The 14,916-nt window shown below is 37.3% G+C and carries 13 protein-coding genes; 1 reads left to right on the top strand and 12 read right to left on the bottom strand.

The window, feature by feature from the left end:
- Positions 1–26: 26 nt before the first annotated feature.
- The 6 genes from MLOOGBEN_RS16595 to MLOOGBEN_RS16570 form a co-directional block, all read right to left on the bottom strand.
- A complete protein-coding gene (locus MLOOGBEN_RS16595) occupies positions 27–1,436 on the bottom strand; it encodes a GntP family permease (protein ID WP_179159385.1) in 1,410 nt (469 codons plus the stop codon).
- Positions 1,437–1,611: 175 nt separating this feature from the next.
- Entirely contained in the window at positions 1,612–2,628 is a 1,017-nt protein-coding gene (dmpG, locus tag MLOOGBEN_RS16590) for a 4-hydroxy-2-oxovalerate aldolase (RefSeq protein ID WP_179159384.1), read from the bottom strand.
- A 22-nt stretch (positions 2,629–2,650) separates the two neighbouring features.
- Positions 2,651–3,538 carry an acetaldehyde dehydrogenase (acetylating) gene (locus MLOOGBEN_RS16585; RefSeq protein ID WP_179159383.1) on the bottom strand — a complete coding sequence of 296 codons (888 nt, stop codon included), beginning with the start codon at positions 3,536–3,538 and terminating at the stop codon, positions 2,651–2,653.
- Between the two features lie 58 nt (positions 3,539–3,596).
- Positions 3,597–4,370 (bottom strand): IclR family transcriptional regulator, encoded by a 774-nt coding sequence (locus MLOOGBEN_RS16580; protein ID WP_179159382.1) that lies wholly within the window; start codon positions 4,368–4,370, stop codon positions 3,597–3,599.
- 193 nt (positions 4,371–4,563) lie between these two features.
- Entirely contained in the window at positions 4,564–4,833 is a 270-nt protein-coding gene (locus tag MLOOGBEN_RS16575) for an iron-sulfur cluster biosynthesis (protein WP_179159381.1), read from the bottom strand.
- 19 nt (positions 4,834–4,852) lie between these two features.
- The gene (locus MLOOGBEN_RS16570; RefSeq protein ID WP_179159380.1) at positions 4,853–5,686 is read right to left on the bottom strand and encodes a TetR/AcrR family transcriptional regulator; all 834 of its coding nucleotides are present in this window, start codon (positions 5,684–5,686) and stop codon (positions 4,853–4,855) included.
- Positions 5,687–5,786: 100 nt separating this feature from the next.
- On the opposite strand from MLOOGBEN_RS16570, the gene MLOOGBEN_RS16565 reads away from it, so the two are divergent.
- Positions 5,787–8,870, top strand: coding sequence for an efflux RND transporter permease subunit (locus MLOOGBEN_RS16565; protein ID WP_179159379.1), 3,084 nt, complete (start codon positions 5,787–5,789; stop codon positions 8,868–8,870).
- 303 nt (positions 8,871–9,173) lie between these two features.
- Here MLOOGBEN_RS16565 and MLOOGBEN_RS16560 read toward each other — a convergent pair whose 3' ends face one another.
- The 6 genes from MLOOGBEN_RS16560 to MLOOGBEN_RS16535 all read right to left on the bottom strand — a co-directional run bounded on the left by MLOOGBEN_RS16560 (position 9,174) and on the right by MLOOGBEN_RS16535 (position 14,453).
- On the bottom strand, positions 9,174–9,869 hold the full coding sequence (locus MLOOGBEN_RS16560) for an ABC transporter ATP-binding protein (RefSeq protein WP_179159378.1): 696 nt from the start codon (positions 9,867–9,869) through the stop codon (positions 9,174–9,176).
- Between the two features lies 1 nt (position 9,870).
- Entirely contained in the window at positions 9,871–10,905 is a 1,035-nt protein-coding gene (locus MLOOGBEN_RS16555) for an ABC transporter permease (RefSeq protein ID WP_179159377.1), read from the bottom strand.
- Positions 10,906–11,086: 181 nt separating this feature from the next.
- Positions 11,087–12,487, bottom strand: a complete 1,401-nt coding sequence (locus MLOOGBEN_RS16550; RefSeq protein WP_179159376.1) for a HAMP domain-containing sensor histidine kinase — start codon at positions 12,485–12,487, stop codon at positions 11,087–11,089.
- A complete protein-coding gene (locus MLOOGBEN_RS16545; RefSeq protein ID WP_179159375.1) occupies positions 12,488–13,159 on the bottom strand; it encodes a response regulator transcription factor in 672 nt (223 codons plus the stop codon).
- A gap of 5 nt (positions 13,160–13,164) precedes the next feature.
- On the bottom strand, positions 13,165–13,692 hold the full coding sequence (locus MLOOGBEN_RS16540) for a YehS family protein (RefSeq protein ID WP_368737797.1): 528 nt from the start codon (positions 13,690–13,692) through the stop codon (positions 13,165–13,167).
- Positions 13,693–13,745: 53 nt separating this feature from the next.
- Positions 13,746–14,453, bottom strand: coding sequence for a M48 family metallopeptidase (locus tag MLOOGBEN_RS16535; RefSeq protein ID WP_179159373.1), 708 nt, complete (start codon positions 14,451–14,453; stop codon positions 13,746–13,748).
- Positions 14,454–14,916 lie beyond the last annotated feature (463 nt).

Genomic DNA, 14,916 nt, shown 5'->3' with positions numbered 1-14,916 from the left:
AGACTTGATCTACTTGCTTATAACACTTAAACAATTCCAGTTAACAGATAAACGGCAATGACGAAGAAAGCAGCAATTGTCTTGATGATGGTGATAGCAAAAATATCACGGTATGATTGCTTATGTGTTAAACCTGTGATCGCTAATAAGGTAATAACCGCCCCATTATGCGGCAGTGTATCCATACCACCGGAAGCCATTGAGATGACACGGTGCATTACTTCGAGCGGAATATCAAATTGATTTGCTAGTTCAATATATTTTTCTGACATCATCCCAAGAGTGATAGCAATACCAGCAGACGCTGAACCAGAGATAGCAGAAAGAATATTAGTTGTAACAGCTCCATTTAGCAATGGATGACCAAACACTTTGGCAATTCCATCTCTCGCAATAGAGAAACCAGGTAAATTGGAAATAACAGCCCCAAATCCATATTCTGTCGCTGAGTTCATAATGGCTAGAAGCGCACCCGCTACTCCGACTTTCATTCCATCTTTGAAATTCATGATAACAGGCTTGCGATTATAAAGAATAGTCGCGATAATACCGACTAAAAGAGCGATTTCAACCGACCAAATTCCGATAACCTTTGAAGTTTCAATGCTTGGAAAACTCATTCCGATCGCTTCGAAGTCAAAACCATTCGGATACCATTTCGGAATAACCGTTGTTAATACTTTGTTTAAAACTGCTACTAATAGAACAGGAACAAAAGCAAAGATCTTACGGCCGATACTTTCTTGTTCCTCTAAATTAATCGTTACTTCATCGTTATCTTTAATGGTACCAAAGCTGTCATAACCTTCACCAGCTTTTTCCGCTTTAATACGGCGAGAGTTCAAATACCACATTCCAAGTATGAAGATAAAAATAGCTCCGATAATCCCAAGCGTAGGTGCAGCATAAAGATCTGTTTTAAAGAAGCTTGTTGGAATTACGTTTTGTACTTGCGGCGAACCAGGTAATGCGTCCATTGTAAAGGTGAATGAACCAAGTGCAATTGTACCTGGAATTAACCGCTTTGGAATATTTGATTCTCTGAAAAGATGTGCAGCAAATGGATAGACTGCGAATGCCACCACTACTAAGCTAATTCCGCTATATGTTAAGATAGCTGCAAGTAAAACGATGGCTAACATTCCTCTTTTTTGACCAACAGCTTGGACAATAGTAGAAGCAATGGTTTTAGCAAGTCCTGACATTTCTACTACTTTACCAAAAATCGCTCCTAATAAGAAGATTGGAAAGTATAGCTGAATGTATTCAACCATTTTCCCCATAAATACATTCGAGTAAAAAGGAAGAATCCATCCTGGTTCTGTTAAAAGTACGGCAAATAATGCACAAATAGGTGCAAAAATGATAACGGTGAATCCTCGATATGCGATAAACATCAGCATTCCGAGTGCTAAAAGTATAATGACTAATTCCATAATATTTCTCCTCTACCCCTGGGATGCCTAACTCTACATGAAGGAACTACTTGAACAAATCCTAAAGCGTTTCCAAACATATCAATTTGTTAGTGAAGCAAGAAATCGTGTTCCTGCTTCACTAATTTTTTAATTGTATTTTTGTCCCTCTTTAAATCTACTAATCTATTTTTTATTAGCGATTCTTGTTTTTTGCAATTTCCGCTGCTACTTCTACAATCATATCCTCTTGACCGCCAACCACTTTACGTTTGCCTAGTTCAATTAAAATATCACGAGAATCTACACCATATCTTTCAGCCGCACGTTTTGAATGAAGGGCAAAGCTTGAGTATACGCCTGCATACCCTAGTGTGAGGCTGTCTTTAGTAATTTCTTGCGGTACTGGTAATAGTGGTGCAATGATGTCTTCAGCTAAATCCATCATTTTATATAAATCCACTCCAGTTTTAATTCCCATCCGTTCACAAACGGCTACAAGTACTTCTGTTTGCGTATTACCGGCACCGGCTCCTAAGCAGCGAACACTTCCATCAATACGCGTAGCTCCTTCTTCAATCGCAACAAGTGTATTCGCCATTGCAAGAGATAAGTTGTTATGACCGTGGAAACCAATGTTAATGCCTACAGATTGTTTAAGTGCACGAATTCGTTCGCGAACCTGACCTGGCAGCAAATATCCTGCTGAGTCTACTACATAGACTGTATCTGCTCCATAGCTTTCCATTAATTTAGCTTGTTCCACTAGTTTTTCAACTGGAGCCATATGGTTCATCATTAAAAATCCAACCGTCTCCATGCCTAGTTCTTTCGCATAAGCAATATGCTGTGGAGCCACATCCGCTTCTGTTACATGCGTTGCGATACGTGCCATCTTTGCTCCTAAATTAGCTGCTTCTTTCAAGTCATGCAATGTACCAATACCAGGCAATAAGAGGACAGCAATTTTTGATTTATCGGCAACTGAAACGGCCGCTTCAATTAATTCCATTTCATTTGTGTGTGAAAGTCCATACTGTAAGGAAGATCCCGCTAAACCATCACCATGAGATACTTCGATAAATGGGACGTTTGCATCATTCAATGCTTTAGCCACTTTTAGAACTTGATCTACTGTAAATTGGTGAGAGACTGCATGACTCCCATCTCTTAATGCAACCTCAGTGATTAAAATATCTCTTTCGTTTGTCATTTTATTTTCCCCTTTCTACAGCTTAAACTGTTTCTTTCTTTAATAGGTTTTTAGCAAACTCTTCGGCAATCTTCACACCAGCAGCTGTCATAATATCAAGGTTTCCTGAGTATTTTGGCAGGTAATCACCAGCACCTTCTACTTGAATAAAAATCGTTACTTTATTACCTTCGAAAATAGGTTCGGTACGTAGCCGATAACCCGGAACATAGGATTGAACAACTTCTGTCATTTCCGCAATGGATTTTCTAATACCTTCTTCGTCCACTTTTCCTTCTTCTACAAGGGTATAGACTGTATCGCGCATCATGATTGGAGGTTCAGCAGGGTTTAAGATCATAATTGCCTTTCCTTTTTTCGCTCCACCGACTACTTCAATCGCACGGGAAGTTGTTTCGGTAAATTCATCGATATTAGCACGAGTACCCGGGCCAGCACTTTTACTAGAAATGGTCGCAACGATTTCAGCATATTCTACTGGACTTACACGGTTTACAGCATGAACCATTGGGATGGTAGCCTGACCGCCGCATGTAATCAAATTGATATTATCTTTTTCTAAATGCTCGTCAATATTAACTGCCGCACAGACATATGGACCCACCGCAGCTGGTGTCATATCAATTACTTTAATCCCCGCTTCTTTTAACACATTTGCATTATAAAGATGAGCTTTTGCAGAAGTAGCATCAAAAACGATATCGGCTTCTAGTTCAGGATCTGCTAGAAAACCATCAATCCCAGTTGCAACCCCTGCATACCCCATTTCTCTTGCACGGCGTAAACCGTCTGATTGTGGGTCAATCCCAATTACTGCAGTCAATTCTAGTAATTCAGAACGACCAAGCTTAATCATTAAATCTGTACCAATGTTACCTGAGCCAAGAACAGCAACTTTAACTTTTGACAAAATAATTCTCCTCCTAGAAATTACTTTATTTTTGTATGTTTTTTACTCTAACTTCCTTTTAATAGGAATTCCCTTTGTACCCTAACGAACTTGAAATCTCAGATGCAGCTCTCTTAATCCCCGCTATGACTTTAGGGAGCATTTCTTCATCCAGTCGCATTTTAGGAGCTGCACAGCTAATTGAAGCGATTACATTTCCTTTATGATTAAATATCGGTGCGGCGATACATTTCAGCCCCAACTCGATTTCTTCATCATCAACAGCATAGCCAGTCTCACGAACAGAAACTAAATGTTTTTTTATTTCTTTAACATCTGTCATTGTATACTCTGTAAATGCTTTTAAACTTGCTTCTGATAACAGCCTATCAACGTCTTTTTCACTTAGATGAGCAAGTATTGCCTTCCCCACACCTGTACAATGAACAGGTGCTCGTTTTCCAATATGGGAGTAAATCGTAAGAGCTCTTGGCCCTTCTACTTTTTCAATATAAACAACTTCATCGCGCTGTAATGTAACTAGGTGAACGGTTTCATTTAATTCATCCGCCAAATCTCTAATAATAGGTCTTGCTATATTTCCAATATCGAGATGTTTACCTACAAAGTTACCTAATGTGAAAAGTTTAATCCCCAGCTTATACTTCAAATCCTCTGGATTCTGCTGCAAATAACCTCTATGTTCCAAAGTCTTAATAATTCCATGAACAGTGCTTTTTGATAATTGAAGCTTTTCACTTATCTCTTTAACACTTAGCTCTGGACTTGTAGTCAAAAACAATTCTAGGACATCCGCTGCCCTTTCTATCGATTGAATTAAACGTTCAGACATCATCTTCCTTCTTTCATTCGCCATTGTCGAACGGCGTTCGTAAATATCTAATCGATGTACTTATACTACCTCGCAACTATTAGTATGTCAATAAAATTGACTTCATTATCCCTACAAAGTGAGTTGCATTTCTATTGCAAAATAAAAAAGAACTCATCTTTTTTAGAATGAGCTCTTTATCGTTTAGAGAATATTAAATTACTTCAAACTGTTTAAAACCTGTTTGATCCGGGATGAAATCTAGTTTTTTATCACGAAAATAATGACATTCACCTTTGTCGATGATGAAATTTAAGGCATCTTTAACTATCTCACTATCATTTTCTTGAATCGTTTCTTCTAATGTCAATTTCACCTTCATAAAACAACTTTTACGCATTTGTAATCGGATAAACTTAGCAGAATCTGATAACTCCAACCGATTTTGTATTTCTGCTTTTGCAGCCTCTGTTAAAATAAACACCTTTAGCCCACCTTTAAGTCTACATATCAAAAAAACTACCCAGTAAATATGAAATCCATTTGGTTTGAGGATGATTTCGGATATTTTTTAGTAACCCTTTAACAATCGCCCTACCAAATGTTGGTTCATGCAGCTGCTGTTTTAACAGTACTAAAGATTCCTTTTCTATAGACTCTTCCATTTCTTTTATTTCTTGATCCATTAGTAAGAGAATCTTTTCTTTTGTAAAATTCTCCAATGTCGGTTCTTCCATCACATTGATCAGCCCTTTTGAAATAAAAGGAATGGTGGAGTTCCTAGCAAGCAGATTTGTTTTTTCCACCAACGATTTTGACAACAAATCCAGATCTAATGGTACGTTATAAAACAAAAATAGCTGAGAATACATACTCATAAAGCCTTTTATACAAAATACTAAATCATATTTTATCTCTTTTACTTCATCATCTCCATACAAACACTCTACCATCGAAAGAATCGTTTTATCCATCAATCTGTCGTAGTAACGCATTTTCACGATGAAATCCTCATTAAAAGAACGAGATTGCTCCTTGATTAGTATTTTTCCAAAATCAGAATGCTTTTGAAATGAGTTGAATATCGCATAATAAAATTTATACAGTAGATTTTCTCCATCCTTCGCATTTCTGACTAGATAGTCAATTTCAGAGGTGAACTGAATCATAAAGTGATCGATTATCTCGATAATTAATTCATCTTTTGACTTAAAAGATAGATAAAAGGCACCTTTGGAAATGCCGCAATGTTCTGTTATCTGTTGGACAGATGTAGCTTCAAAACCCTGTTTAGCAAAGAGTTCTATTGCCTTTTCCATTATTAACTGTTTCTTCATACTTCATTCTTCACTCCTAGGTTCAATCATTGACAGATGACCGGTTAGTCAGTATTATAAGTAAATGGGTTAGATAAGTCAATTAAGGGTAGGTGTAATCGTGAAAGGTTTAGTCAACTTTGTTCTTGGAAACAAACTAGCAGTATGGTTACTTACAATCATCATTACGGTATCTGGTATTTATTCAGGTACAAAAATGAATATGGAAACCATTCCAGATATTTCAATTCCATATCTAATGGTAATGGATGTATATCCTGGGGCAACTCCAGAGCAAGTAATGGAAGATGTCTCCAAACCTTTAGAGAAAGCGATAGAAAACTTAAAAGGTGTAAAATCCGTATATTCCAATTCAAATGCTAACATGGCTAGTCTTCAAGTGGAATACGAATACGGTGAAGATATGGACGAAGCAAATCGTGCATTAAAATCTGCATTAGAGTCCGTGAAGCTGCCCGAAAATGCACAAGAACCAATCATTACAGCGATTAGCATGAACATGATGCCAGTTATGGCACTAAGTATTAGCAGCACAACTGAGGATATCGTTGAATTAACGTCAACCGTTGAGGAAATTATTCTTCCAAAAGTCGAGAAAATTGCTGGTGTTGCTTCTGCAACCATTACAGGTCAGCATATTGAGGAAGTTCAGCTTACGTATGACGAAGCAAAAATGGCTCAATTTGGCTTGAAAGAAGATACGGTAAAACAAATGATTCAAGCAAGTGACCTTGCGGTTTCATTAGGTCTGTACGAATTTGAAGAAGGCGAACAAGCTGTAGCCATAGATGGTAAGTTCATGACCGCTGATGAATTAAAGGAAATGCTTATTCCTGTAACACCATCAGCAGCACAGCCTTTACCATTTGTGAAGCTTAGTGACATTGCTGAAATTGAATTAGTAGGGAAAGTACAATCGATTTCACGTACAAATGGTGAAAATGCCATTGCCATTCAAATTGTCAAAGGTCAAGAAGCAAACACTGTAGATGTTGTAAACAGTGTAAAGGATTTAATCAAGGAACAAAAGGAAAAAATTGATGGTCTGGTCATCGATGTATCACTTGACCAAGGTGCACCAATTGAAGAATCCGTTAAAACGATGGTTGAAAAAGCATTATTTGGTGGTTTAATTGCGGTACTAATTATACTTTTATTCCTACGCGATTTTAAATCAACCATTATTTCAATCGTTTCAATTCCAGTTTCCATTTTCATGGCATTCCTATTGCTTAACTGGATGGAAATTACACTCAATATCATGACGCTCGGCGCCGTTACGGTTGCCATCGGCCGTGTAATCGATGACTCAATCGTAGTAGTTGAAAATATATATCGACGTCTACATTTAAAAGAAGAAAAATTATCAGGTCGTGCGCTTGTCCGTGAAGCGACAATCGAAATGTTCAAACCAATCCTGTCTTCAACATTAGTAACGGTTGCAGTATTTGCACCTCTTATCTTTGTTGGCGGTATGGTTGGTGAGCTATTTATGCCGTTCGCATTAACGATGACATTTGCTCTTGGCGCTTCATTAATTGTTGCGATTACAATTGTTCCTGCGTTGTCTCACTTCTTATTTAAGAAAAAGTTATATAGTGAAAAAACAGAAAGCAGCCATAAAGAAGCTGGTAAATTAGCAAACTGGTACAAAGGCATCCTTGGATGGACACTTAACCATAAAGTGATTACCTCTGTTATTGCAGTTGTTTTGTTAGCAGGCAGCTTGGCGTTAACACCATTAATCGGTTTTAGCTTTATGGGCAGTGAAGAAGAAAAGGTTATGTACTTAACGTACACACCAAAAGCTGGCGAGCTAAAGGATGAAACATTAGCAAACGTTGAAGCAGTAGAGGAAGAAATGCTAAAACGTGATGATATTGATATCGTTCAGATATCTGTAACCGAAGCTGGAGACCCGATGGCCGCAATGATGGGCGGCGGCGGAGATGGTGCATTAATGTACCTAATCTTTGACCCAGAAATGGATAACTTCCCGGAAGTCCGTGAAGAAATTGAAGAATATGTATTTAACATAGGTCAGACTGGCGAGTGGAAGAGTCAAAATTTCGCTGCTATGTCGATGTCTACAAATAAAGTTAGCTACACTTTCTACAGTGAAGATTTAGATAAACTAAATGAAGCTGTAAAAATGGTGGAAGGCGTTCTGAGTAAAAATGACGGCCTAGAAGATGTTTCTTCAAGTGCTGAGGAAGCTTACGTGGAATATACATTCAAAGTAGAACAAGATGAATTACTCCAATATGGTTTAACAACCGGTCAAATCGTCATGATGTTAAACCCAACAAAAACTCTAGATGTATTAACAACGATTGAAAAAGATGGTAATGAATTAGAAGTTATCGTTCAGCAGGAACAAGCTGCGCAGCCAAAATCCATTGACGATATTTTAGCAACACAAGTACCGACAGCGCTTGGTACGACCATGCCGCTATCAGAACTGGTAACCGTTGAAAAAGGTACAACATTAAATACCCTTGCACGCAGCAAAGGTGAATACTATGCAACGGTTTCAGGAACCATCCTTGATAAGGATATTTCAAAAGCAACAGCTGAAGTAGATAAGGAAATTGATAAATTAGATTTACCGAAAGGTGTTACGATCGGCGTTGCCGGCGTCCAGGCAGATATGACCGAGACCTTTACACAGCTTGGTATGGCCATGCTTGCAGCAATCGCGATTGTATACTTTATCCTAGTTGTAACCTTCCGTGAAGGTGTCGCACCGTTTGCGATCCTCTTCTCATTACCATTTGCAGTGATTGGTTCATTTGTTGGTTTATTAATCGCAGGTGAAACCATTTCTGTATCTGTCATGATGGGTCTGTTGATGTTAATCGGTATCGTTGTTACGAATGCGATTGTACTCGTTGATAGGATTATTCATATGGAACGTGATGGCATGACGATGCGAGAAGCTGTACTAGAAGCTGGCGCAACTCGTTTGCGTCCAATCCTAATGACTGCTATCGCAACCATTGGAGCACTAATCCCATTAGCCATTGGCTCAGGCGGCGGCGGTTTAATCTCGAAGGGTCTTGGTATAACCGTTATCGGCGGTTTAGCAAGTTCAACCTTATTAACACTAATTGTTGTCCCAATTGTTTATGAAGTACTATCTAAGATTTTCAAGAAAAATCGTAAAGATATTGTAGAAGACTAATCTAAAAGCCCTGTAAGATGACAATGTCACTTTACAGGGCTTTGCTTTATTATGTGGCTATGTTATTGTTTAGCGCAGGCGCATTCAGACTCGGTTGGTTTCAAAAAACAGACAGATTAACCATTTACAGGGAATTTAGTTACCTAAGCCAGGCCGTGGCATGGCTATTTCATCACCAAGTTTGACCGAGGAATTGATTAGGCAGGTAAACAAAGGATATCTCCGCAGGTAAAGAGGAGAATTATGCAGGTAAGCGACAGAAATCCGCAGGTAAGAGGTTTTACATTTAAACTGGTAAGAAATCTATAGATTTTCACCTGCACTTTGCAAAACCTGTCCATCGCTCATTTTAATTACATGATCAACAAATGCCAGCATTTCTTCGTCATGTGTAACCATTAGGGTCGTAATGTTCAGCGTTTTCGTTAAATCTCGGATTAACGACATAACATCCTTAGACCTTTTTGAATCTAAACTTGCCGTTGGTTCATCTGCGAAGAGAACTTTAGGTTTATGGATGATTGCACGAGCAATGGCAACGCGTTGTTTTTCCCCGCCTGACAAGGAAGACGGATAAGCATTTTTCCGATGCTCCATTCCAACTAATTTTAGTATTTTATCAATTTCTTTTTTTTGTTCATGTTTCTTTAATTTCGATCCAGAAACATCCAGTATAAGCAGCAGTTGTTCTTCTACCGTGAGAAAAGGAACAAGATGGGCAAATTGAAAGACGAAACCGAATTTACTTGCTCGTATCTTCCGAACCTGCTCTGAACCCATGGTCATCATATTTTCACCTTCGAATATTACTTGTCCATCTGATGCAGGTTGAAGCCCTGCAGCGATTGTAAGGAGTGTACTTTTACCCGAACCTGATGCACCCACTAATGCTGTTATCTCCCCTTCTCTAAGAGATAGATTAATCCCTTTTAGTATTTCTTCCTTCACTTCACCATTCGTAAATGTTTTTCTAACTTCATTAATCGTAAATACTGCCATATTAAACCTCTCCTTGTTGAATCGCTTGTAATGGCTCTACTTTTCTTATTTGTACACCTGATAGCGTAGCTCCAATAAATCCGATTATTAGGAAGACTACCGATAATTGAAATGTTGTTTCAGGGGTTAAACTAAAAGGCATTCCTTCAGGTGCAATCAAATTAAAAACTTGACTCAATGTAACAGATAGGGCAAGCGCAATAACTGTAATAAAAACCATTTGTGTCCACATCATTTTGAACAACGTACTTGTTTTTACACCGATTGCCTTTAAAATACCGTATAAGCCAACTTTTTGAACATTCATCATGTAGAAAAATATAGCAAACAACATTCCGCTAATGATAACTAAAAACCAAACAATCATATTTAAAGACATTTGTTCTGCACTATAACTCGGAATGGTATTGAGAAAATCTTTTTTCGTGAAAGATTGTAATCCAGCGATTTCCTGCGGGGAATCCCCACCCGGTACGAAAACCAATTGCATTTCTCCGACTCTGTAAATTTCTCTGTAGTCCTCGATACTGATAGTAGCGACAGGGGCATGGCTGTATTTCTTTTGGTCGACAAAACTTTTTACAACAAACTTTCCACTATATTGATTATTCGTTAAGGTATCTCCAATCTTTATACCTTCATCCTCCAATGAGCGATCAAGCACAATTTCTCCATTTTTAACATTGTTAAATAACCTTGAATCTGTCGATGTAACAAAGGCGACGCTTCGCTGCTTACCCTTCTCGTCATTTAAGAAGCCCATTTGAATGGATAATGCTACAGCATCCTTCTTTTTGTTTAAGATATTATCCTGTATACGGGTATCTATTTTTGACAGATTATAGGTTTCGTCTGCATCTTCATTCATATAAAATTGCCCGCTTGGTAAATCTTTAATTAATGCAGCATTGTCTTGTGATAGCCCATTTGCTAAACCAGATATAATAAACGTTAATAAACTAACGAGAAAAACGATTGAACCTAAAATCAAAAACCTTACTTTATTTTTTTTAATTTCTTTCCAAGCCATGTTCATCTTAATTCCTCCCGATCTCTTTTTGACATCCTTAGTATATAATTGCCATGTGAACTGACGATGAACAGGAAGTTACATTTAAACTGTTTGCAACTTTATCTAAAATCTTTTCTGTTCTACGCAAAAAGACCATTCACGAGGAATGGCCCTAAATTCTAGTTACATAGAATAGCTGCTAATTCTAAAGGTTACTTGTGTCTGGATCTTTGGATGGAAGATTTACTGTAAAAGTAGTGCCGCTATCTTTACCACTTTCCACAACTATTTTTCCTTGATGCAATTGTACAATACTTTGAACGATTGATAGACCCAATCCTGTCCCTTCCACAGCTTTAGTCCTTGAAGGGTCTCCACGGTAAAAACGGTCATAGATTCGCTCTATTTGTTCAACTGCCAATCCGATTCCTGAATCCTTAAATTGGACTTCAATGGAGTCATTCAGACTCGTTACGATAATATCAATACTGCCATTCTCCACATTATATTTTATTGCATTGGTTAATAGGTTTTCCCACACCGAATATAACAAAAAAGGATCCCCCTTCATTTTTGTCTCTGGGAGGGAATAGCTTAGCATAAGTTCCTTTTCAGTTATTCTCCAGCGATATTGCTGAATAACACTTTTAATTTGTTCGGCCACATTGAATTCTTTTACGTCCATTAAATCCTTCTTGCTTTCAATCGAAGAGAGAAGTAGCAGCTGTTTTGAAAGAGTAGATAAACGATTGAGTTCCGAATGGATGACTTTTATGTGATTTTGCTTTTTCTCATAGGAAATTTCCTCATCATCTAATAAGTTCATATACCCTTTTATATTCGTGATCGGAGATTGGATATCATGGGAGACATTTGATATAAACTCTTTTCGTAACTGATCTACCTTAGCCAGCTTTCTTGACATATTCATAAAGCTTCCGGCTAAGTCACCTATTTCATCTTTGCGATTAATATCCAAATGAATCGTGAAATTTCCCTCAGCAAGTGTTTTGGTTGCCTGATTTAATTTGACTATCGGTTTTACTAAGTATTTCGAGCTTATTAAAACAAATAAAATACTTAATAAAATGGAAGAAAGCAATAGCCAGGCAAACAATAAATGCATCTCATTAAACATCATTTTAATATCCGGACGGATAAATAGGGCAAATTTTCGTTGCTGGTATGTAAAAGGAACTCCTACAGTATTCTTTAATTCATTGGCAAAGAATCCAGTAACAAATGTCTTATGTGGAAAATGCTCAATACCATGATAGATATCACCAGCATGAACAGCGGCAATTGCCTTCTTTGGAAGGTTTTCTTCCCGATATGGAGTCCCATGAAACTGTTCCCTTCCAAGATCATTCACGATATATAGTTGATAACCAATGGACCCAATATGATCCAAGTAATCATTCAAATCAATGTTTGGATCCTTCTGAATATATTCCGAAATCTCCAATGCAATATTTGTGATTTTAAGGTCATTTTGGGATTTAAGCGAATGTTGATAATACACATTTGAAATAACAAAGGATAAAACTCCGCTAAGCACCATGATAAATATGGTCGTAAGAGCAAACTTTCCATAAAGAGATTTCATTTAATGGACCTCCAAGGAGTAGCCTACACCTCTTATAGTCTTGATGGAAAACGCTTCAGATACATGCTTAAACCTTTCTCTTAAACGTTTAATATGAACGTCAACTGTCCTTTCGTCTCCTTCATATTCCAATCCCCATACTTGCTCAATCAATTGATTTCGATTGAAAACCTGATTAGGGTGCGAGGCAAGGAAATACAGTAGATCGAATTCCTTTAAAGGCAGCATATACGTTTTTTGAGCGATTTCCACTTCATAGCTCTTTTTATTAATAAAAAGATTTCCTATTTTTATATCGGATTCATTTAATCTTCCGTATCTTCTTAACAGCGCATTTACTCTAAAAAGCAATTCCTTCGGCTCAAAAGGTTTTACTAAATAGTCATCTGTGCCTGATTGATATCCCTTTTCCTTATCTTCAATTTGACTTTTGGCAGTAAGCAAAATGATAGGGATATCATTGAATTTACGGAGTTCTTCGGTCATGCTGTACCCATCCATTTTCGGCATCATGATATCTATGATAGCCAAGTCGCATAATTCCTTCTCAACGAGCCTTATTCCCGCTGCTCCATCCGCTGCCTCTAAAACCTTGTAGCCCTCTTTCATTAATAAATCCTTAACTAAATAACGGATATGCTGATCGTCATCAACAACTAGAATACTCTTCATGGAACTCACCTATATACAATAGCCAAGCCTTTCAAGAAATTTCTGGCGTATTTATCAAGGCACTGCTTATAATTCTTATGCCCCTCTTTTCTTAATATCGCGCTTAATTCCCCTTTTGTTACTGTAATTCCTGCCTTTTCAAATATATCGAGCATATCCTCACTTGTTAATGATAATGCGATTTTCACTTTCTTTAGCAGGATATTGTTTACACTTTCCTTACTCTTTGTGGGCGCTGGTGCATCAGGTTGTCCTGGTCTTGGTTCCTGTCTGCCTCTTTTAAAAGTAATAAAACCATTGAGAAATGACTCTAACATACTATTCGTACATTTAATGTACTCTTCATCCTCCGTTAAATCATCATAATAGTAATCTTCATCATCGTAACTGTCTTTTGGTTTTGTCAGTATTTTGAGTACGTCATCTTTCGTTACATCAATTCCGCCAAGTTTAAATATTTCTACCACATCTGTATTTTTTATATCCAGTGCATACCGTAATCGAATTAATATATCATTATTCTCCATTTTTATAATCCTCCAATATGATTGCTATTTGCCTAGCACAAGTATATCCGTTTCAAATGTTAGACAGTCATTTTCCAGCTTGATAAAGCTAACCAGTTCTCCTGCTGCTCATAATCAGGTATTATTTTACCCACAAGACGCCAAAAGGAGCGATCATGATTCAGATGAACCATATGGCACATTTCGTGGACGACTACATAGTCAATCACCTTTTGTGGTGCCATCGCCAGTTTCCAATTAAAGGTTAACTGCAGTTTGGAATCACATGTTCCCCAGTTGGTCTTATTATCTGTAATTTTGATTGATCTTGGTTTTATTTTGAAGTTGTTTTGATAGGATTTAATACTTCTTTCTACTAACATTTTGCACTGCTGATAGTAAAATCGTTTCAAAGCTTGTTTTATTTTTTCATCTTCATGTTGTTTCACAAATATATGTAACTTTTCCTCTTCAAATACGGCATAGTCTTGCTGGATTTCCGTATCTTGAGTAATCTGAATGGGATATTCTTTTCCTAAATAAAGAAAGCTCTCGCCATGTTCATAGGTTTTCACCGTTGGTCCGAGGGTTCTAGCCTTCATTTCTTTTAGTTTTAGCTGAATCCAATCCCATTTTCCCTCTAATGCTAGAATCACACGTTCATCCGACATCCCTTTAGGAACATGGACTTCAACATAACCATTACTATCTATATGAATGCTCATCGATGTCCGGTTTTTATACCTTAGCTCAAAGCTAATCGTTTGACCTAAATAAGTATGAATCATCTTATCACCTCAAGACCATGGGGACGGTTCTCCTGGCCACAAATTTCAAAAAAATTAGAGTAGAAGTAATCATTCTACTCTAACTCAATCATGATTGTAAACAAGCGTACTCTTATCCTATTATAAATACCCAGTCTCTTTGTTAGCAAATTTCGATGATAAAAAAACTTGTACTATCACTAACACTTATATATCAACAAATTTCATTGCAATTATTTGTTAATTAAACGTTTGATTAAAACAGCCTCTATTCGCGTCATAACTGGATTTACCTTTTTAAAAAGAAAAAAACTTGTCGATTACATCTCAGTTAATTGTTCATCTCTTTTATAAAAACATTAAATTCTACATCAATTCCTATAAATCTACTTATTTGTTAATGAAAGTCACTAATTAAACGTTTGATTAAAAACAGGTGAAGCTCTTCTTTTAAAGTAGTTCCCGGCTAATTTCCCATGCAATA

Source organism: Bacillus sp. EB106-08-02-XG196 (genome assembly GCF_013396335.1).
GTDB lineage: Bacteria > Bacillota > Bacilli > Bacillales > Cytobacillaceae > Neobacillus.
Note: the sequence above shows the minus strand (reverse complement) of the source record. Positions and strands in the feature narration are given on the sequence as shown.